19 protein-coding genes are annotated in these 19814 nt (G+C 65.3%); 9 read left to right on the top strand and 10 right to left on the bottom strand.

All coding sequences use genetic code 11. The features are described 5' to 3' along the window. Window positions 1-57 precede the first annotated feature (57 nt). From rpoZ to OXS31_RS09435, 3 genes are read left to right on the top strand one after another with little or no spacing between them, the layout of a single operon-like run. The gene (gene rpoZ / locus OXS31_RS09445) at window positions 58-330 is read left to right on the top strand and encodes a DNA-directed RNA polymerase subunit omega (RefSeq protein ID WP_007161465.1); all 273 of its coding nucleotides are present in this window, start codon (window positions 58-60) and stop codon (window positions 328-330) included. A 3-nt stretch (window positions 331-333) separates the two neighbouring features. After that, window positions 334-2493, top strand: coding sequence for a bifunctional GTP diphosphokinase/guanosine-3',5'-bis pyrophosphate 3'-pyrophosphohydrolase (gene spoT / locus OXS31_RS09440; protein ID WP_007161464.1), 2160 nt, complete (start codon window positions 334-336; stop codon window positions 2491-2493). 59 nt (window positions 2494-2552) lie between these two features. Beyond that, window positions 2553-2933 carry a RidA family protein gene (locus OXS31_RS09435; protein WP_144954947.1) on the top strand — a complete coding sequence of 127 codons (381 nt, stop codon included), beginning with the start codon at window positions 2553-2555 and terminating at the stop codon, window positions 2931-2933. 129 nt (window positions 2934-3062) lie between these two features. On the opposite strand, the gene katE is transcribed toward OXS31_RS09435, so the two are convergent. Beyond that, window positions 3063-5192, bottom strand: a complete 2130-nt coding sequence (katE, locus tag OXS31_RS09430; RefSeq protein ID WP_144954950.1) for a catalase HPII — start codon at window positions 5190-5192, stop codon at window positions 3063-3065. A gap of 286 nt (window positions 5193-5478) precedes the next feature. On the opposite strand from katE, the gene OXS31_RS09425 reads away from it, so the two are divergent. From OXS31_RS09425 to OXS31_RS09410, 4 genes are all read left to right on the top strand, one after another. Continuing rightward, window positions 5479-6486, top strand: coding sequence for a methionine ABC transporter ATP-binding protein (locus tag OXS31_RS09425; RefSeq protein ID WP_027598102.1), 1008 nt, complete (start codon window positions 5479-5481; stop codon window positions 6484-6486). Next, on the top strand, window positions 6486-7151 hold the full coding sequence (locus OXS31_RS09420; protein ID WP_007161460.1) for a methionine ABC transporter permease: 666 nt from the start codon (window positions 6486-6488) through the stop codon (window positions 7149-7151). The genes OXS31_RS09425 and OXS31_RS09420 overlap by 1 nt, the downstream gene beginning before the upstream one ends. Before the next feature lie 44 nt (window positions 7152-7195). Beyond that, the gene (locus OXS31_RS09415; RefSeq protein ID WP_037006553.1) at window positions 7196-7984 is read left to right on the top strand and encodes a MetQ/NlpA family ABC transporter substrate-binding protein; all 789 of its coding nucleotides are present in this window, start codon (window positions 7196-7198) and stop codon (window positions 7982-7984) included. Between the two features lie 211 nt (window positions 7985-8195). Beyond that, entirely contained in the window at window positions 8196-8972 is a 777-nt protein-coding gene (locus OXS31_RS09410) for a MetQ/NlpA family ABC transporter substrate-binding protein (protein WP_044341151.1), read from the top strand. 52 nt (window positions 8973-9024) lie between these two features. On the opposite strand, the gene OXS31_RS09405 is transcribed toward OXS31_RS09410, so the two are convergent. The 3 genes from OXS31_RS09405 to OXS31_RS09395 all read right to left on the bottom strand — a co-directional run bounded on the left by OXS31_RS09405 (window position 9025) and on the right by OXS31_RS09395 (window position 11866). Then, window positions 9025-9300 (bottom strand): helix-turn-helix domain-containing protein, encoded by a 276-nt coding sequence (locus tag OXS31_RS09405; protein ID WP_042135209.1) that lies wholly within the window; start codon window positions 9298-9300, stop codon window positions 9025-9027. Next, window positions 9297-10622 carry a HipA domain-containing protein gene (locus tag OXS31_RS09400; protein ID WP_145249093.1) on the bottom strand — a complete coding sequence of 442 codons (1326 nt, stop codon included), beginning with the start codon at window positions 10620-10622 and terminating at the stop codon, window positions 9297-9299. Before OXS31_RS09400 ends, OXS31_RS09405 begins: the two co-directional genes overlap by 4 nt. 98 nt (window positions 10623-10720) lie before the next feature. Next, window positions 10721-11866, bottom strand: coding sequence for an MFS transporter (locus OXS31_RS09395; RefSeq protein WP_145249252.1), 1146 nt, complete (start codon window positions 11864-11866; stop codon window positions 10721-10723). Between the two features lie 175 nt (window positions 11867-12041). On the opposite strand from OXS31_RS09395, the gene OXS31_RS09390 reads away from it, so the two are divergent. Then, window positions 12042-12209 (top strand): rubredoxin, encoded by a 168-nt coding sequence (locus OXS31_RS09390; protein ID WP_007161456.1) that lies wholly within the window; start codon window positions 12042-12044, stop codon window positions 12207-12209. A gap of 92 nt (window positions 12210-12301) precedes the next feature. Here the strand turns inward: OXS31_RS09390 and OXS31_RS09385 are convergent, their stop codons facing one another. From OXS31_RS09385 to OXS31_RS09370, 4 genes are all read right to left on the bottom strand, one after another. Next, a complete protein-coding gene (locus OXS31_RS09385) occupies window positions 12302-12577 on the bottom strand; it encodes an HU family DNA-binding protein (protein WP_017639309.1) in 276 nt (91 codons plus the stop codon). A 408-nt stretch (window positions 12578-12985) separates the two neighbouring features. After that, window positions 12986-14545, bottom strand: coding sequence for a SulP family inorganic anion transporter (locus tag OXS31_RS09380; RefSeq protein ID WP_042135214.1), 1560 nt, complete (start codon window positions 14543-14545; stop codon window positions 12986-12988). Window positions 14546-14756: 211 nt separating this feature from the next. Continuing rightward, window positions 14757-15464 carry a carbonic anhydrase gene (locus tag OXS31_RS09375; RefSeq protein WP_007161453.1) on the bottom strand — a complete coding sequence of 236 codons (708 nt, stop codon included), beginning with the start codon at window positions 15462-15464 and terminating at the stop codon, window positions 14757-14759. A gap of 262 nt (window positions 15465-15726) precedes the next feature. After that, window positions 15727-15906, bottom strand: coding sequence for a hypothetical protein (locus OXS31_RS09370; protein WP_027598109.1), 180 nt, complete (start codon window positions 15904-15906; stop codon window positions 15727-15729). A gap of 218 nt (window positions 15907-16124) precedes the next feature. Here OXS31_RS09370 and OXS31_RS09365 point away from each other — a divergent pair, with 218 nt between their 5' ends. Next, entirely contained in the window at window positions 16125-17750 is a 1626-nt protein-coding gene (locus OXS31_RS09365; RefSeq protein ID WP_027598110.1) for a methyl-accepting chemotaxis protein, read from the top strand. A gap of 42 nt (window positions 17751-17792) precedes the next feature. On the opposite strand, the gene OXS31_RS09360 is transcribed toward OXS31_RS09365, so the two are convergent. Both OXS31_RS09360 and OXS31_RS09355 read right to left on the bottom strand, forming a co-directional pair. Beyond that, the gene (locus OXS31_RS09360) at window positions 17793-17915 is read right to left on the bottom strand and encodes a hypothetical protein (protein WP_255211814.1); all 123 of its coding nucleotides are present in this window, start codon (window positions 17913-17915) and stop codon (window positions 17793-17795) included. Between the two features lie 159 nt (window positions 17916-18074). Then, entirely contained in the window at window positions 18075-19703 is a 1629-nt protein-coding gene (locus OXS31_RS09355) for a methyl-accepting chemotaxis protein (RefSeq protein ID WP_074583473.1), read from the bottom strand. Between the last annotated feature and the right edge of the window lie 111 nt (window positions 19704-19814).

Here is a 19814-nt window from a genome sequence, read left to right as displayed (position 1 = left end):
AATTTTTATACTATCGGGTCCCCCGTTCCCGGGATCATCATCGCCACGAGGAAGACCATGGCCCGCGTTACTGTCGAAGACTGCCTGGACAACGTAGACAACCGATTCGAGCTGGTCATGCTCGCCACCAAGCGCTCGCGCCAGCTGGCCACCGGCGGCAAGGAGCCCAAGGTACCGTGGGACAACGACAAGCCCACCGTCGTCGCCCTGCGCGAGATCGCCGAAGGTCTGGTCGACGAAGAAGTCATCCGTCTGGACGACATCGTCGAAGAAGAGCCGCTGTTCGCCGCCTTCGAAGTCAACGAAGAAGCGGACGGCGAGGCCCTCTAAGCCATGGCCGCCGAGCCTGCGTATGGTGACGTCCACCCGACCGGCATCGACCTGCTGGCCGAGCGTCTGGCGGACTACCTGACCCCCGACCAGGTCAATCTGGTACGGCGGGCCTACTACTACGCCGAGCAGGCTCACGACGGGCAGCGCCGCCGCAGCGGCGAGCCCTATGTCACCCATCCGCTGGCCGTCGCCAACATTCTCGCCGACATGCACATGGACCATCAGAGCCTGATGGCCGCCATGCTGCACGACGTGATCGAGGACACCGGCATCGCCAAGGAAGCCCTGGCCGGCCAGTTCGGCGAGACGGTGGCGGAGCTGGTGGACGGGGTCAGCAAGCTGACCCAGATGAAGTTCGAGACCAAGGCCGAGGCCCAGGCGGAGAACTTCCAGAAGATGACCATGGCGATGTCCAAGGACATCCGCGTCATCCTGGTCAAGCTGGCCGACCGGCTGCACAACATGCGCACCCTGGACGCCATGCCGCCGGACAAGAGCCGGCGCATCGCCAAGGAAACCCTGGAAATCTACGCGCCCATCGCCAACCGGCTGGGCATGCACGATTTCTACGTGGAATTCGAGGACCTGGGTTTTCGCGCCATGCACCCGATGCGCGCCGAACGCATCCAGCGGGCGGTCAAGACCGCGCGGGGCAATCGCCGCGAGATCCTCGGCAAGATCCAGGAATCCCTGGCCAACTGCCTGGCCCGCGACGGCCTGGACGGCGAGGTGGTCGGGCGCGAAAAGCACCTGCACAGCATCTACCAGAAGATGCGCGGCAAGCGTAAGTCGTTCAACGAGATCATGGACGTCTACGGCTTTCGCATCATCGTCGACAAGGTCGACACCTGCTACCGCGTGCTCGGCGCGGTGCACAATCTCTACAAGCCGTTCCCGGGGCGCTTTAAGGACTACATCGCCATCCCCAAGGCCAACGGCTACCAGTCCCTGCACACCACCCTGTTCGGCATGCACGGCGTGCCCATCGAGATCCAGATCCGCACCCGCGAGATGGAAGAGATGGCCAACAACGGCATCGCCGCCCATGGCCTGTACAAGGCCGGCGGCGACGAGCCGCGCGCCAGTCACCTGCGCGCGCGCCAGTGGGTGAAGGGCATCCTCGAGTTGCAGCAGCGCGCGGGCAACTCCCTGGAATTCATTGAGAACGTGAAGATCGACCTCTTTCCCGACGAGGTTTACGTCTTCACCCCCAAGGGCCGCATCATGGAGCTGCCCAAGGGCTCCACGGCCGTGGACTTCGCCTACGCGGTGCACACCGACGTCGGCAACAGCTGCATCGCCTGCCGCATCAACCGCCGCCTGGCGCCGCTGTCGCAGCCGCTGGGCAGCGGTGAGACGGTGGAGATCGTCACCGCCCCCGGCGCCCGGCCCAATCCGGCCTGGCTCAACTTCGTGGTCACCGGCAAGGCACGCACCAACATCCGCCACGCGCTCAAGCAGCAGCGTCGCTCCGAGTCCATCAGCCTCGGCGAGCGGCTGCTGAACAAGGCGCTGTCCGGCTTCGGCACCCAGCTATCGAAGATCTCGCCGATGCGCATCCTCTCGGTGCTCGGCGAATACAAGGGCGTGGTGCTGGAAGACCTGCTCGAAGAGATCGGCCTGGGCAACCGCATGGCCTATGTGGTGGCGCGCCGCCTGGTGTCCGGCAGCGAGCAGGAAGAGCCGCTGGAACCCCAGGCCAGCACCGCGCCCCAGGGGCCGCTGGCGATCCGCGGTACCGAAGGCCTGGTGATCAGCTACGCCAAGTGCTGCACGCCGATTCCGGGCGATCCCATCGTCGGTCACCTGTCGGCCGGCAAGGGCATGGTGATCCACCTGGAAAATTGCCGGAACATCGCCGAATTCCGGCATAACAGCGAAAAGTGCATCGTGCTCAACTGGGCCAAGGACGTCACTGGCGAATTCAGCGTCGAGTTGCGCGTCCAGCTGGAGCACCAGCGCGGCCTGATCGCCATGCTGGCCAACAACGTCACCGCCGCGGACGCCAACGTCGAGAAGATCGGCATGAACGAGCGCGACGGCCGGGTCAGCGTGGTCCAGCTGGTGGTCAGCGTGCGTGATCGCGTGCACCTGGCGCGGGTGATCAAGAAGCTGCGGACGCTCAAGGGCGTGGCCGGTATCACTCGGGTTCGCAGCTGAGGTTGCAGGGTGTCACCACCGGCTTGCAGAATCGGGCCTTTCCCGCACAGGAGCGACCCATGAGCAAGCAAGTGATCCACACCGACAAGGCGCCGGCCGCCATTGGTACCTATTCCCAGGCGATCAGGGTCGGTGACACCGTCTATCTCTCCGGGCAGATCCCGCTCAACCCGACCAGCATGGAGCTGGTGGACGGCTTCGAGGCCCAGGTGGTCCAGGTCTTCGAGAACCTCAAGTCCGTCGCCGAAGCCGCCGGTGGTTCGCTGGCCGACATCGTCAAGCTGAACATCTTCCTCATCGACCTCGCCCACTTCGCCACCGTCAACGAGATCATGGGGCGCTATTTCCAGCAGCCCTATCCGGCACGCGCCGCCATCGGCGTCGCCGCGCTGCCGAAGGGCTCCCAGGTGGAAATGGACGGGGTCTTGGTGCTGAGTTAAAGCCTTTGATCGCGGCCATGGGCCGCTCCTACAGTAGTTGATGCACCTGTAGGAGCGGCCCATGGCCGCGATGACCCCCCAAAAAAAGCCGACCGTCTCGCGACGGTCGGCTTTTTCATGCCCGCCTGCTTAGGCCGGGATGGACTTGATCTTCGGCATCCGCGCCCAGCAACGGTGCTTGGCGATGGCAGCGAAGAAGTCCTGCTGCACCGCCTTGAAGTCACTGCCCGTCAGCAGCGCCTCGTCGGTGTCCAGGTAGACCGCCTTGAGCAACTGCTCGGCTTCGCCGGTGAGGGCGATGGCCTTGAGGTGCTTGTAGGCTTCCAGCAGGTAGTGCTTGATCACGCCGTCGTCGAGCATGGCCTTGACGCTCTCGGCGCCGCCCGGCACATAGACCGCGTCCAGCGCCACCGAAGGCGTGCCTTCGGCCGAACCGTCCACGGCCACTTCGCTGCCGTCGGCGGCCTTGACCGGGCCGGCGGTGGGGCCGAGCACCTTCACATGGGCACCTTCGGCCTTGAGCGCCTGCTTGATGGCGTCCACCTCGCTGGCGATGACGCCGTCACCTACCAGCACCGCCACCTTGAAGCCCTTGATGTTGCCGGACAGCAGGTTGAGCTGGCTCAGCGCCGGCGACTTGTCGATGGAGACCTTGCGCGGCTGCACGGTGGGGGCGGTGGGCGGGGTCACGCCGACCTTCTTGGCCACCTTCTGCGCCAGCTCCAGATCGATGTTGGCGAGGATCTCGTTGACCTGGCGCTCGCGAATCCACATGCGCTCGACCTTGCCCAGCTCGAAGCTGTAGGCATCGGCGACGTGCGCCTGCTCGGCTTCCGACAGGCTGTTGTAGAAGAGCGTGGCCTGGGAGAAGTGGTCGCCAAAGGTCTCGCTGCGCTCACGCACCTTGTGGCCGTCGATGCGCTCGTAGTAGCTCTCGAAGCCGCCGTCCTGGGGCGCCGGCGGGGTTTCCTTGGGCCAGCCGCCGTCGATGGAGTTGGGCTCGTAGGAGGCCCGGCCCTTGTCGATGGTCATGCGGTACTTGGCATCGCGCTGGCCGTTGTGGTTCGGCACCACCGGGCGGTTGACCGGCAGCTCGTGGAAGTTCGGCCCACCGAGACGGCTGATCTGGGTGTCGGTGTAGGAGAACAGCCGACCCTGCAGCAGGGGATCGTTGCTGAAGTCGATACCGGGCACGACATGGCCGGGGCAGAAGGCCACCTGCTCGGTCTCGGCGAAGTAGTTGTCCGGGTTGCGATTGAGCACCAGCTTGCCCAGCGGGGTGATGGGCACCAGTTCCTCGGGGATGATCTTGGTGGCGTCGAGGATGTCCCAGTCGAACTTGTGCTCGTCTTCCTCGGGAATGATCTGCACGCCGAATTCCCACTCGGGGTAGTCACCGGCTTCGATGGCTTCCCAGAGATCGCGGCGGTGGGCATCGGTGTCCTTGCCGGCCAGCTTCTGGGCTTCGTCCCACACCAGGGAGCGCACGCCGCCGGCGGGCTTCAGGTGGATCTTGACGAAGACGCCCTTGCCGGCGGTGTTGATCATGCGGAAGGTGTGGATGCCGAAGCCCTGCATGCTGCGCAGATTCACCGGGATGGCGCGGTCGGTCATGGTCCAGAGCACCATGTGCGCCGACTCGGGCACCAGGGAGACGAAGTCCCAGAAGGTGTCGTGGGCGCTGCCGCCGGTGGGGATCTCGTTGTGCGGCTCGGGCTTCACCGCATGGACGAAGTCGGGGAACTTGATGGCGTCCTGGATGAAGAAGACCGGCATGTTGTTGCCGACCATGTCCCAGTTGCCTTCCTCGGTGTAGAACTTGATGGCGAAGCCGCGCACGTCGCGCACGCTGTCGCCGGAGCCGCGCGGGCCCTGCACGGTGGAGAAGCGCACGAACACCGGGGTCTGGTGGTTGGGGTCGCGGAAGAGCGCGGCCTTGGTCAGGTCGGACCAGTCCTGGTAGGGCTGGAAATAGCCATAGGCACCGGTGCCGCGGGCATGGACGATGCGCTCCGGGATGCGCTCGTGGTCGAAGTGGGTGATCTTCTCCCGCATGATGAAGTCTTCGAGCAGGGAAGGCCCGCGGGTGCCGGCGCGCAGCGAATTCTGGTTGTCGGCGATCTTCACGCCGTGATTGGTGCGCAGTGCCTGGCCGGTGGCATCGGAGCGGAATTGCTCCAGTTGCTCGATTTTCTTCGAGGTGTTCTGGCGATCCAGGGTGTCGGTACCGGCGAGTTCACTCTTGGGGGGCGTAGCCATGGAAAGTCCTCATCAGGCGCCTGTCAGGCGCTCTTTGCGTCCCCTACGGAATGTGGGGCGAATTCAGGCAGTCCTGTAGTGACTCATGGGCTGGAGCTGGTGTTCCGCTTGGCTGATGCGAAGCGACGGGCTGTTCCCGCGGGTGAAGTCCCGGCGCACGAACTGGCCATATGCCTTTATTGGCTTAATACCCGACAACAAGTGCTAAGCAGATATAAGCGCGCGCGTTAAACTGCGCGGCTGGATCACCCTCCAGTTGTCTGACGATACCCACAAGGTTTTTCCATTGATCGAATTCCACGCTGTCCACAAGACGTACCGCACGCGCGGTCGCGAGGTCGCGGCGCTCCAGCCGGTCGACCTGAGGATCGAAGCCGGCGAGATCTTCGGCCTGATCGGCCATTCCGGTGCCGGCAAGAGCACCCTGCTGCGCCTGATCAACCGCCTCGAAGCCCCCAGCGGCGGTCGCCTGCTGGTCGACGGCGCCGAGGTCACCACCCTGGGCTCCAGCGAGCTGCGCGATTTCCGCCGCCGCATCGGCATGATCTTCCAGCACTTCAATCTGCTCTCCTCGAAGACCGTGGCGGCCAACGTGGCCCTGCCGCTGGAACTGGCCGGCGGCCGTTCGCGGGCGCAGATCGCCCAGCGCGTCGAGGAGCTGCTGGCGCGGGTCGGCCTGTCCGACCAGGCGCGCAAGTACCCGGCGCAACTCTCCGGCGGTCAGAAGCAGCGCGTCGGCATCGCCCGCGCCCTGGCCACCGAGCCGAAGATCCTGCTCTGCGACGAGGCCACCAGCGCCCTCGATCCCCAGACCACCGCCCAGGTGCTGCAACTGCTCGCCGAACTCAATCGCGAGCTGGGCCTGACCATCGTGCTGATCACCCACGAGATGGACGTGATCCGCCGCGTCTGTGATCGCGTCGCCGTGCTCGATGGCGGCGCCGTGGTGGAGCAGGGCACCGTCGCCGATGTCTTCCTGCACCCGCAGCACCCCACCACCCGCCGCTTCGTGTTCGAGGCCGAGCACCAGGACGAGGCCGAGCTGGCCGACGCCTATGCCCATGTCGAAGGCCGCATCCTGCGCCTGACCTTCCGCGGCGAAGCCACCTATGCACCGCTCTTGGGCCATGTCGCCCGGGAGACCGGTGTCGACTACAGCATTCTCGGCGGTCGCATCGACCGCATCCGGGACGAGCCCTATGGCCAGCTCACCATCGCCCTGGTGGGCGGTGACCTGGACGCCGCCCTGGCTCGCTTCCAGGCCGCCGACGTCACCGTGGAGGTCCTGCGCTGATGGACGAACTCTTCACCAACATCGACTGGGCCGAGATCTGGCAGGCGACCCAGGACACCCTGGCCATGCTTGGCTGGTCCATGCTCTTTACCCTGATCCTCGGGCTGCCGCTGGGCGTGCTGCTGTTTCTCACCAGCCGCCGCCAGCTGCTGGAGCAGCCGCTGGTCTACGGCATCCTCTCCTTCGTGGTCAACGTGCTGCGCTCGGTGCCCTTCATCATCCTCCTGATCCTGATGATCCCCATCACGGTCTGGCTGATCGGCACTTCCCTGGGCGTCGAGGGCGCCATCCCGCCGCTGGTGGTGGGCGCCGCCCCCTTCTTCGCCCGGCTGGTGGAGACCGCCCTGCGCGAGGTCGACCGCGGCATCATCGAGGCGACCCAGGCCATGGGCGCCAGCCTCTGGCAGATCGTCACCCGCACCCTGTTGCCCGAGGCCCTGCCCGGGCTGATCGCGGCCACCACCGTCACCGCCATCGCCCTGGTGTCCTACACCGCCATGGCCGGGGTGATCGGCGGCGGCGGCCTCGGCGATCTGGCCATCCGTTTCGGCTACCAGCGCTTCCAGACCGACGTCATGGTGGTCACGGTGCTCTTGCTGCTGGTGCTGGTCCAGGTACTGCAGATGGTCGGCGATCGCCTCGTCGCCCATTTCAGTCGTCGTTGATCCAGGCTTCATCCACTCGAAGGTTTTGCACAAGGAAAATCCAGATGTCGCTGAAACGTACCCTGCTGTCCCTGGCCTTCGGCCTGGGTGTCGCCACCGCCGCCCAGGCCGCCGAGACCCTGACCGTCGCGGTTAATCCGGTTCCCCACGCGGAGATCCTGGAATTCATCAAGCCGCAGCTGGCCAAGGAAGGTGTGGACCTCAAGATCAAGGTCTTCACCGACTACATCCAGCCTGATCGTCAGACCGATCAGAAGCAGGTGGATGCCAACTACTTCCAGACCAAGCCCTATTACGCCAGCTACAAGAAGAGCAACCCGAGCAGCGACCAGGTGCCGGTGGTGGCGGTGCACGTCGAGCCCTTCGGTGCCTATTCGCAGAAGATCAAGGACATCAAGGAACTCAAGGACGGCGCCACCGTGGCCATCCCCAACGACCCGAGCAACTCCGGTCGCGCGCTGCTGCTGATCGCCAAGCAGGGCCTGATCACCCTCAAGGATCCGAGCAACGTCACCGCCACCCCGCGTGACATCGTCGAGAATCCCAAGCACCTGAAGTTCAAGGAGCTGGAAGCCGCGACCCTGCCGCGCGTGCTGAACCAGGTCGACCTGGCGCTGATCAACGCCAACTACGCCCTGGAAGCCAAGCTGGTGCCGACCAAGGACGCCATCTTCATCGAGAGCGGCGAGTCGCCCTACGCCAACCTGCTCTACACCCGTGCCGACAAGGCCAACGACCCAGCCATCCAGAAGCTGGCCAAGGCCCTGACCACCCCCGAGGTGAAGCAATTCATCGAGAAGAAGTATCAGGGCGCCGTCGTTCCCGCGTTCTAAGAATCTGTTCACGATCTGCTGCGCGTCGATCAAACGGCGTTGAAAATGCCTTCGGAATGCTCATTTACCACTCGTAAACTCCGCTTCCTCAGGCCTTTTCGCCTTGTTTGTCTCTAGCTCGCGAGACCGTGAACAGCTTCTAAGCCTCGGCTCCATCGCCGTCGACGCTCGCAGAGGCGTCGACGGTTCCACCCCGTTCTAGGAAACTGCCATGAAGAAATTGCTCGCCACCGCCGCTCTGCTGGCTGCCAGCCTGACCGCCCACGCCGCCGAGACCCTCAGCGTCGCCGCCACCCCGGTGCCCCACGCCGAGATCCTCGAATTCGTCAAACCCCAGCTGGCCAAGGAAGGGGTGGACCTGCAGATCAAGGTCTTCACCGACTACGTGCAGCCCAACCTGCAGGTGGCCCAGAAGCGTCTGGACGCCAATTTCTTCCAGCACCAGCCCTACCTGGATGAATTCAACAAGAGCCGCGGTACCGACCTGGTGACCGTCGCCCAGGTGCATGTCGAGCCCTTCGGCATCTACTCGCAAAAGATCAAGAAGCTCGACGAAGTCCGCGAAGGCGCCGTCGTGGCCATCCCCAGCGACGCCACCAATGGCGGCCGTGCCCTGCTGCTGCTGGAAAAGGCCGGGCTGATCAAGCTCAAGGACAGCGCCAACATCCTCGCCACGCCCAAGGACATCGCCGAGAATCCCAAGAAGCTCAAGTTCAAGGAGCTGGAAGCCGCGACCCTTCCGCGCGTGCTGAATCAGGTCGACCTGGCGCTGATCAACACCAACTACGCCCTGGAAGCCAAGCTCAACCCGACCCAGGACGCCCTGCTGCTGGAAGGCAAGGAATCGCCCTATGCCAACATCCTGGTCGCCCGTCCGGACAACAAGGACAGCGATGCCGTGCAGAAGCTGGCCAAGGCGCTGAACACCCCGGCGGTGAAGCAATTCATCGAAGAAAAGTACAAGGGCGCCGTGGTGCCGGCGTTCTAAGCGCTGCCCGAGACAAGAGACGCCGGCCCAGTGCCGGCGTTTTTCGTAGGGCTCAATGGCGTTTCAGGGGGACGACGCCCATTCCCAGGCCGAAGGGTCGAAAGACCGCCTGCAGCGTCGCCAGGGTGGGATTGCCTTCATCCTGCTCCAATTGTCGCAAGGTACGCAGCGAGATACGGGCCATGCGTGCGAAGTCAGCCTGGGTCAGGCCGGTGATGTCGCGACGCAGACGCCGGACACCGGTGCCCAGACTCAGGCGCCCAGTCTGTAATCCTTCACGGATATCATCCAGCTTGTGTTGCCGCAGTTCCGGATCATCGAGGTTCATAGCAGCCCTGCCTCGCGCAAATAGCTATCCAGACGCCGTAACGGAATCCGCGGATGTTCCCAGGTGGCCCGGGGCAGCATCGGCTGCAACAGGTCCGGCAGGGCGCGGAGCTGCTCGGCGTTCTGCTTGAGTGCTTCCCACAGCCGTTCGGGATCGTCCCACTCGGCCAGCAGCCGACAGGTCGCGTACCAATCGACAGCTCCCGCCTGCTCGACGGGCGCTGGCCATTTGCTGGTTCGGGTGATGCCCTGCTCATCCATGACCATGGGGGCAAGGTCGTAGAGAGGCGCCAGGCGCACGCGATGCTCATCTCGCAGAATGGCGGTATTGCGGCCGTGGTTGTCACTGTTGCCCAGCAGCTGATTGAGCAGATCACGGCGCAGATAGTCGTCCAGCAGCGCCGGAATCTCGCGGTCCTGACCCGCTGCGCGCCAGACCCTGATCAGGGCGCCGATGGCGTCGAGATGATTCAGATAGCTGCCGGGCACCAGGGTGTGAGTCAGCGAATAGAGGGATTCAACGGCCAGACGCTCTACGTGTTGCGGGCCGGTGCAGCGGTCGAAGCGTGGCAGCCAGAGACTGGGGCGGCGACCTTCTTCCAGGGCGAGTCCGTTTTCAGCGACGGTCTCCAGCCCAAGGGTATTCAAGGCCCGATAGTAGCCGTGCTCGCTACGCAGGATGTCCTGGTCCGTGGCGTTGCCTTTGTTGCGCGGAAACTTCACCAGCCAGTGTCGACAGGCCAGGTCATCGGCTAGGGTGGCATCTGGATGGAGCAAGCCCTGAGCATCTTCGGCCAGCAGTAGCTTGGGTGCATCGCCACCTGCCCCGGTTGCACCGCCGATGGCGGCACCTTGCTCATAGGCATACTCCAAAAAGTCCTGATCGCGAGCGATGACCTGTTCACGGGTAAAGCCCACGGAGGGTGTCTGCGCCAGCCCGTCCAGCGACTCACGAATTCGCAGATGGCCGATGGGCGCTGGCGTGCAGCGCGATAACAATTGAAAGTCGGTCTGCGCAGCTTCCGCTGCGGTCAGTCCGAGGCGAGGCAGCAGAAAGCGGCGAGCGGCGCCAGCCGGGAGAATGTCCTGGAGAAACGCGGGCCAATGGGGCAGGCGCTCGACCTCCCAACTCAAAGGCAGGTTGGCGCTCACGGCTGCAGCCGTCGGCTTGCCGAAATCGTCGAGATGATCGCTCAGGTAGGCGGCCAGATAGCTGAGGGTGCAGGCGCCTTGTTGGGGGCCTTGCCCAGGGTCATCGAAAACCAGGCGCAGGGCATCGTGCCAATGCCCGCTCAGATAGGCTTGAACCACGAGCGTACTCACGGCAGACCTCCGGCAATATACTGCCGATAATTATGGGTACTATACGTATTATCGGCAATATAGTGCCTGAAAAAGCTTATATAGCGCGATATTGGGTATTAAATTGCCGTTTGCACGGTCGGCGCGCTGCCCCTACGGCCGACGATCACCAGCAGTACCGCAGCGCCGGCCGCCATCAGCAGCGGCAGGGCGTGGCCGGTGAGCCACTGGCTGGCGGCGCCGGTGACCAGTGGGCCGACCAGGCAGCCGACGCCCCAGAGCTGGGCGATGCAGGCGTTGGCGCTGACTAGTTCGGCGTCGCGATAGCGCTCGCCCACCAGGATCAGCGCCAGGGTGAAGAGGCCGCCGGCGGTGGCGCCGAACAGCACCAGCAGTGGCCAGACGCCCGCGGTATGCAGCAGCAGCGGCAGGGCCAGACTGACCGCCAGCAGCCCCAGGGCGCAGCCAAGGAACAGGCCCTGGCGCGAGAGGCGATCGGCGAGCAGGCCCAGGGGAAGTTGCAGCAGGGCATCGCCCACCACCACGGCGCTGACCATGTACAGCGCCAGTTGCTGGCCGAAGCCCTGGTTGAGCGCATAGACCGGCAGCAGGGTGAGGATCATCGCCTCGAAGCAGGCGAACAGCGCCACCGCCCAGGCGATGGCTGGAGCACCGCGGCAGAAGTCCAGCAGCGCTCGCCAGGCCGCGGTATGGCCGCCGGCGGCCGGCGCGCCCTGGCGGCCGAGCAGCAGGGCAGCGCCGCCGAGCATGAGCAGGGCGCCGAGCCAGAAGCCCTGGTCGCCCTCGGTGCCCAGCACCCCCAGCAGCAGCGGACCGGCCAGCTGGCTCAGGGCGTAGCTGCTGCCATAGAGGGCCACCAGGCGGCCGCGCCAACGATCGGTGATGACCTGATTCATCCAGCTTTCGCCAAGCACGAAGACCAGGGTGAGGATGGCGCCCAGGGCCAGGCGCAGGAGCAGCCACAAGGGGTAGCTGGGCAGCAGCGAGAGCACGATCAGCGAGGCGGCGCCACTGATCAGGCACAGTCGCATCAGCCGCGGCGTGCCGATGCGCGCGGCCAGGCGTCCGGCCAGACTGGCGCCGGTGAGGATGCCGAGGGCTGGCGAGGCGGCCATGACGCCGATGGCGAAGCTGCCATAGCCCCAGCCTTCCAGGCGCAGCGAGACCAGCGGCATCGACAGGCCGCTGGCCAGGCCCACGCTGATGACACTGCCCAGCACGGCGAAATAGATGGCCCAGGGCATGGGCGATGGCGAGGAATTCATGGACTCAGCCTAGCTGATCGGGGTGGAAGACGGGTAGCTGCCACGCGCAGCCTATGGAGCCCTGGGCGTCCGCCGGGGTTCCGGCACGGTTGGCCTTTGCCGGGCTTTCGCGTAGCGTGCGCGCTACCTGAAGCCGGTTGAGAGATAACAGAACATGCGGAAATGGCAATGCATCGTGTGCGGCTATATCTATGACGAAGCCCTGGGCTGGCCGGACGACGGCATCGCGCCGGGAACGCGCTGGGAGGATGTGCCCGAGGATTGGCTGTGCCCGGACTGCGGCGTGGGCAAGGGCGACTTCGAGATGATCGCCATCGGCTGATCACCCCGCTCCGCGTCTTCTGCGCGGACACAAAAAAGGCATCGCCTGGGCGATGCCTTTTGGCTGCAGCGGCGATCCGTGCCGCCTCATGCTCAGCCTTCGATGCTGTCCTTCAGCGCCTTGCCCGGCTTGAACGCCACCGTGTTGCTCGCACGAATCTTGACCGGCTCGCCGGTCTGGGGATTCTTCCCCATGCGGGCACCGCGGTGACGCGGCAGGAAGGTACCGAAGCCGACCAGGGTAACGCTGTCCTTGCGGTGCAGCGCATTCGCGATCTCGTCCAGCAGCGTGTTGAGCACGACGTTGGCTTGTTCCTTTGGAAGTCCGACTTTTTCAGCGATCACAGTCGCCAATTCAGGCTTGCGCATACCTACCTCTCTTGGAGTCATTTTTAGCCGTGTGGGCGTCGCATGGCTTTCCTGGCAAAGCGATTACCCCCGAGATAGAGGGTGGCCCGACACAAAGATCGTTGGTGCGACAAAAGTCGAACCAGATAGCGTTATAAGGCAAAGCCGAGAAGAGCGAAAGTTAATTAGCAGACTATTAGCCGTTGGTAGGATGACTGATGCCGACTTGGACATTTATCGACCAATTTTGGCCATCTATGTGGACATTCTGTCCACTTTATGGCCGGGGAGAAAGGAGGCGGAGCGACGATGAGGGGCTCTGGCAAGCCGGTATCGCGATCAGCGACGGCGCTGCGGACTTCTGATCCGGCAGCGCCGCTGAGGTGAGGGAAGGGGGTGAAGCGGCCGCTGGCCGCTCCACCCTCCGGATCAGGCCGGTGCCTGGGCCGGCATGACCGGTTGACCCGCCGGCGCCTGGCCTTCCAGGCGGCGCTCCAGGGCCTTGGGCTCGATCACCAGGCGCATGCCATTGCTGGCCTGGGTGCGCCCCCAGTCCTCCAGCAGCTCCATGCAGGCGTGATCGATATAGGAGACGCGCTCCAGGGGCACGTGCAGGGTGGTGCCGGGCTTGACCTGTTCCAGCACCTTGGTCAGCTGGGGCACGCGCAGGAAGGTCGCGGCGCCCACCAGGCGCAGGTCGGCCTGGTCCGGCTGGTCTTCGCGATAGGTCAGGCTGACCTTGAGTTGCGCCGCCTTGACCGCCAGGAAGGCGATGGACAGGCCGAAGCCCACCAGCACCCCGGTCAGCAGATCGGTGGCGACGATCATCAGGGCGGTCAGGGCATAGATGATCATGGGCGTCCGGCCATAGCGCTTGAGCCCGGTCAGCGACTTGGGATCGGCCAGCTTGACGCCGGTGAACACCAGCACGCCGGCCAGGCTCGCCACCGGCACCAGCTTGAGCACGAAGGGCAGGGCGGCGACGAAAGCCAGCAGCCAGAGGCCGTGGAAGATGGTGGAGGCGCGACTGGTGGCGCCGGCCTGGACATTGGCCGAGCTGCGCACGATGACCCCGGTCATGGGCAGGGCGCCAACGGCACCGCAGAGCAGGTTGCCGACACCCTGGGCGCCCAGCTCGCGGTCGAAGTGCGAGCGCGGCCCGGTGTGCATGCGGTCCACCGCGGCGGCCGAGAGCAGGGTCTCGGCGCTGGCGATGAAGGCCAGGGCGAGGGCGGCCACCACCAGTTCGGCATTGGCCAGCATGCCCAGGTCGGCAAAGGTCACCCAGTCGATGGCGTCGGCCAGGTTGTTGGGCACTTCCACGCGGCGGATGTCCAGCGCCAGCCAGAGACTGGCCAGGGTCGCCAGGGTCACGCCGATCAGGGCGCCGGGCAGGAAGCGCAGGGTCTGCGGGCGGAATTTCTCCCACAGCCACATGCTGGCGATGGTCAGCAGACCGATCAGCGCCGCCTGGGCGCCGCTGCCACTGCCGTTCCACTGGCTTGCCGCGGTGAGGGCGGCGCCGGGGAAGGCCAGCAGGTTGGACAGGCCCGAGGCCGCCGGCTTGGCATCCAGCATCACGTGCAGCTGCGAGAGCACGATGAGGATGCCGATGCCGGCGAGCATGCCGTAGACGACGGCGGGCGAGGTGACGCGGAACCAGGCGCCCAGGCGGGTGAAGCCGGCGATGAGCTGCAGCAGGCCGGCCAGCAGCAGCACCGGGCCCAGGGCCTCGATGCCGTGGCGGTTGATCAGGTCGAACACCAGCACCACCAGGCCGGCGGCCGGACCGCTGACCTGCAGCGGCGAGCCGGCGAGAAAGCCGACCACCAGGCCACCGATGATGCCGGTGATGATGCCCTTGGCCGGCGGCATGCCGGAGGCGATGGCGATCCCCATGCACAGCGGCAGGGCGACCAGAAACACCACGAGTGAGGCCAGGGCATCGCGCGACAGGCTGCGCCCCGGGGTCTGTTGATTGCCAAGCATGGTCCTGGTCCTCCAGCGACTAGGTAAAGGGGTGCCCGCGCGTCATATCACGTCGTATGACACGGTTCGGGATTCAGGCGGCTAGCGGAAAGGGTGGACGGTCCCGATGGAGCCCCAAGTGGGGATCGCCCGGCGCGGTGCGCTGTTATGGCGACGGATCGGCTGACCCGTCTTGCAATGGCCATCCGGCGAACCGGATGGCCACCGTGGATCAGGCCTGCTGCAGACGCGGACGCGGGGTGGCGACCGGCATGTTCTCGCCATCCAGGGGCAGGAAGCGCTCCTGCTGGGCGTCGTACGCCTTGATCTCGCTGGTCTCGATGGAATAGACCCAACCATGGATCTGCAGCTGACCGCTGGCCAGGCGCGAGGCCACCGAGGGGTGGGTGCGCAGGTGGACCAGCTGGGCCACCACGTTTTCCTCGGTCAAAAAGCCCAGGGTGCCGCCGTGGCCGCAGTCGCAATGACCATGGTCCTCGACCACGGTACGGGCGACCTCGGCGTGGCGCAGCCAGACCTTTACCGTCGGCATCTTTTCCAGCGGATCGGGATTGAGCACCGCCTTCATGGCGCCGCAGTCGGAGTGGCCGCAGATGATGATGTGCTTCACGCCCAGCGCCACGACCGCGTATTCGATGGCGGTGGAGACGCCACCGTTCATCTGGCCGTAGGGGGGCACCACGTTGCCGACGTTACGGGTCACGAACAGATCGCCCGGCGAACTCTGGGTGATGAGTTCCGGGACGATGCGCGAGTCGGCGCAGGTGATGAACATGGCTTTGGGCGACTGCGCACTGGCGAGCTTCTTGAACAGCGCTTCCTGTTCGGGAAAGACATCCTGGCGGAAACGCTTGAAACCATCGACCAGTTGCAGGAGGGCCTCGTCGGGTGCGCCGAAGGTATCCGTGTTGTCGCTCATCTGTTTCTGACCTCTTCTCAAGTACGCAATGGCAGCGGCAAGCGCTGGTTAGTGGCTAGACGCCCCCTGGCATCGCCTCGATACGCCCCGACTCTCTCGAGCTCCGGTGGCTTCATTGTCTGGCGGTCCATCGCGTCGTCGGGCAGCGTCCTGGCACCCGGTCACTCAGTCTGGTGACCACAACCTTAATCCACGCTGAAACAATAGCTCGTGACAGACAACGCAGAAGATATTTCAAACTTATACTGAGATCATCCCGCCATTATCGCTGCACGATCAGCGCTTTTAGCCCTTTTATCGGCACGAAGCCGGAATATAGGCGCCGAATCGCGCTTTTCTCCGTGAAGAAAACGTGAATCGCGATAGCCGAAGAGTTTTCCTTGGCGATCAGTGGCTTGCGAGAGATGTGCAAAAATGTGAACGCAATGCCGCTGGCAGACATCGAGCGTCTTTCGCCCACTTTGCGTCCGGCCTGTGATCTGCGGCACAGTGCCGCAGCCTAGAGCTTTCGCCAGGCTTTCAATAGGTCCAATGCCCTATAGGACAAGGGTTTGCTGGCTTTGCTCGATAGCCGCCTAAAAATCCGGTCCGACAACGGACCTCAGGATTTGCAACTGGCGGTCGATAGCGGGGGCTTTCCAGGCTCAACGGAAACTCCCCATGTCCTTTCGCAATCTCTCCATCGCGCGGCGTGCCACGCTCGGCTTCGCCTTTATCGGTCTGCTCCTGCTGCTGCTCGGCGGCACCGCCCTGGTCAAGATGAACGACATCCGCGCCTCGGGCCTGGCCATCGAAGACCGTGCCATGCCGCGGGTGGCCGCGCTCGACGAGCTGACCGCCCTGACCCTGCGTCTGCGGGTGCTCTCCTATCGCCTGCTGCTCAATCGCGAGCCGGAGATCATCGCCAAGACCCAGGCGCTGTTCCAGCAGCGCAACGGCCAGATGCGCGCCGCCCAGCAGCGCTACGAGGCGCTGATCCAGTCCGATGAAGAACGCACCGCCTACAGCCGCTACGGCCAGCTGATCACCCAGTACGACGGTCTGCAGCAGCGCATGCTGGCGTTTTCCGCCGCCGATCAGCTGGAGCCCCTGCGCCGCCTGCTCAACGAAGACCTGCTGGCCAACTCCGATGCGGTCAACGGCGTGCTCAAGCAACTCACCGACCTGGTCGACCAGCAGACCGCTGCGGCCAACGAGCAGTCCGCTGCCGACTACAGCCACGCCATCCAGTGGCTGGTGCTGCTGCTGGCGGCCACCGCTCTGCTGACCGTGGTCTTCGCCTGGCTGCTGATCCGCAGCATCACCCAGCCCATCGCCCGCGCCGTGCAGGCCGCCGAGGTGATCGCCACCGGTGACCTCAGTCAGGAAATCCACAGCGAAGGCCGCGACGAGGCCGCGCGCCTGCTGCAGGCCATGAAGACCATGCAGGGCCAGCTGCGCCATACCCTGCAAGGCATCCTGGGTTCGGCCACCCAGCTCGCCTCGGCGGCGGAAGAACTCAATGCCGTGACCGATGAATCCAGTCGCGGCCTGCAACGCCAGAACGCCGAGATCGAACAGGCCGCCACCGCGGTGAACCAGATGTCGTCGGCGGTGGACGAGGTGGCGCGCAACGCCGTCAACACCTCCCAGGCGTCCCAGGAATCCGCCGGCGTGGCCCGTGATGGCCGCGATCTGGTGCAGGAAACCGTGGGCGCCATCGCCACCATGAGCGAGGACGTCCAGCACGGTGCCACCCTGGTGGGCGATCTGGCGGTCCAGGTCAACGACATCGGCAAGGTGCTGGACGTGATCCGCAGCGTGGCCGAGCAGACCAATCTGCTGGCGCTCAATGCCGCCATCGAGGCGGCGCGCGCCGGTGAGGCCGGTCGCGGCTTCGCCGTGGTGGCCGACGAGGTGCGCGCCCTGGCCCATCGCACCCAGGAATCGACCCGCGAAATCGAGACCTCCATCGGTACCATCCAGCAGGGCACCGATCAGGCGGTGGCGGCCATGCGCAGCAGCACCGAGCGTGCCCAGTCCACCCTGGAGGTGGCCCGCGGCGCCGGTCATGCCCTGGAGCGCATCCATGGCGCCATCGGCGGCATCAACGAACGCAATTTGGTCATCGCCAGCGCGGCGGAAGAGCAGGCTCAAGTAGCCCGCGAAGTGGATCGCAACCTGGTCAACATCCGCGAGTTGTCGGTCCAGACCGCCGCGGGCGCCGAGCAGTCCAGTGCCGCCAGTGCCGAGCTGTCGCGCCTGGCCGTGGACCTCAATGGCCTGGTAGCGCGCTTCCGCCTGTGATCCTGGCGCGTCCGTCCGCTTTGGCGGTCGGACGCTGCGGCCCTAGCCGGGGCCGAGCAGTTGCAGCACGCCGGTCAGCAGTACCAGCAGGCCCAGGGGCGAGGCGAGAAAGGACAGCAGCAGGCAGCGCAGGCGCGGGCCGCGCGGGGTAGGGCAGGTCGTCATGACGTCAGGCAGCTCCGTAGCGAAAACCGGCGCCACGCCTGGCGCCCGGAGCCAATTTTCGCCTGTCCCGGCAGCAACGTCATGCCAAGAAAACGTAAAGATGGGTAAAGCCGCCCCTCCCCCCGGGGCGCCTGTATCCGGGGGGAGGAGCGCGCCGGGTCAGACGCGGAAGCGCGCGGCCAGGCCGTGGATCTCGTGGGTCAGCGCGGCGAGTTGGCGACTGGAGGTCTCGATCTGGTCGGCGCCGCGCTTGGACACGCCCGCCAGCTCGCGGATGTTGATCAGGTTGCGATCCACCTCGCGCGCCACCTGGGCCTGTTCCTCGGCGGCGCTGGCGATGACCAGGTTGCGCTCGTTGATGTCGCCGATGGCGACGAAGATGTGCTCCAGGCTCTGGCCGGTGCGCTCGGTGGTTTCCAGGGTGGTGCCGGCCAGGGTATTGCTGCGCTGGATGGCGGTCACCGCCTGACCGGTGCCGGTCTGGATGTTGCCGATCATCTGCTCGATCTCCAGGGTCGACTGGCGGGTACGCTGCGCCAGGCTGCGCACCTCGTCGGCCACCACGGCGAAGCCACGACCGGCATCGCCGGCGCGGGCGGCTTCGATGGCCGCGTTGAGCGCCAGCAGGTTGGTCTGCTCGGAGACGGCGCGGATCACGTCCAGCACCTTGCCGATCTGGTTGGCCTGCTGCGCCAGGCTGGCGATGACGGTTTCGCTTTCCTTGACCGTGCTCTGCATGCTCTGCAATTCGCTGAGCACCTGGGCCACCTGGCCGCGACTGCCGGCGGCCAGGCGATCGGATTCGCGAGCGGTATCCGAGGTGGACGCGGCATTGCGCGCCACCTCTTCCACGGCGGCGGTCATCTCGGTCACCGCGGTCACGGCCTGTTCCAGTTCCTGTTGCTGCTGATTGAGGGTGCGATTGCTCTGGGCGGTGACCTGACCCAGTTCCTGGGCGGCGCCGTCGAGTCGTTCGGCGGTGCGATTGAGCTGGGCCAGGGTGTCGCGCTGGCGACTCTGCAGGGTGGCGAGACCGGCGAACAGCTGGCCGATCTCGTCATGGCTGCGCACCTCGATGCGGCGGGTCAGATCGCCTTCGCTCATGGCGGCGAAGTGCTCGCCGGCTTCGTTGAGCGGGGCCAGCACGCGGCGGGCGATGAACCAGCCGGAGAGGACGGCCAGCAGCAGGGTCAGGCCGACCAGCAGCAGACTGCCGACCTGGGCCTGGGACACGCGGCTGTCGGAGGCGGCGAGCGTGGCGTCGATACGGCTGGTGATCTCGTCGGTAAAGGCCTGGCGGGTGTCGGCGAAGGCCGTACTGGCCCCTTTGGCACCGTCGCTGATCCGGATGTAGCCAGGCAGGTCGCCGGCGCGGCAGGCGGCGATCTGCCCTTCGACGATGGCCTTGTAGGCGTCGAAGGCCTTGAGCATGGCTTCGATCTGGCCGACCAGTTTGGGATCGCTGACGTTGGCCTGCATGTCGGTGATCAGCTTGCGGGCGATGTCCAGCCGCTCTAGGGCCAGCTTCACGCCTTTCTCGGCCTTGGCCGCATCGCCGTTGACGCGGTCGAGCATGGCGGTATGGGAGTTGGCGCTGGCGCGACTGATCCAGGTGGCGGCGTTGTTGACCCGGTCCAGCTGCTCCATCGTCAGGCTATCCAGGTCGCGGATCTGTTGGGCACTGGTCCGGGCGCTGATCCAGCCGTACAGGCAGGCGAGCAGCAGGCAGGCGACGAACAGGCTGAGGACGCTGTACATCCCGGTACGGATTCTTGTTGTTTTTTTCATGGTGGGCTCTCTGGCGACGTCGCTGGCTGGGGTGCGCAATACGACTTTGGTAAGGCTTTTCGCCAGCAGTACGCCAAAGGCCCGGGCAGGCGTCGATGGCCTGGAGCCGGT

The sequence above is a fragment of the Pseudomonas sp. GM_Psu_1 genome (assembly GCF_026544185.1).
In the GTDB taxonomy this organism is placed as follows: domain Bacteria; phylum Pseudomonadota; class Gammaproteobacteria; order Pseudomonadales; family Pseudomonadaceae; genus Chryseomonas; species Chryseomonas oryzihabitans.
The sequence above is the reverse complement of the archived record's forward strand: the minus strand, read 5'-3'. Positions and strand labels throughout refer to the sequence as shown.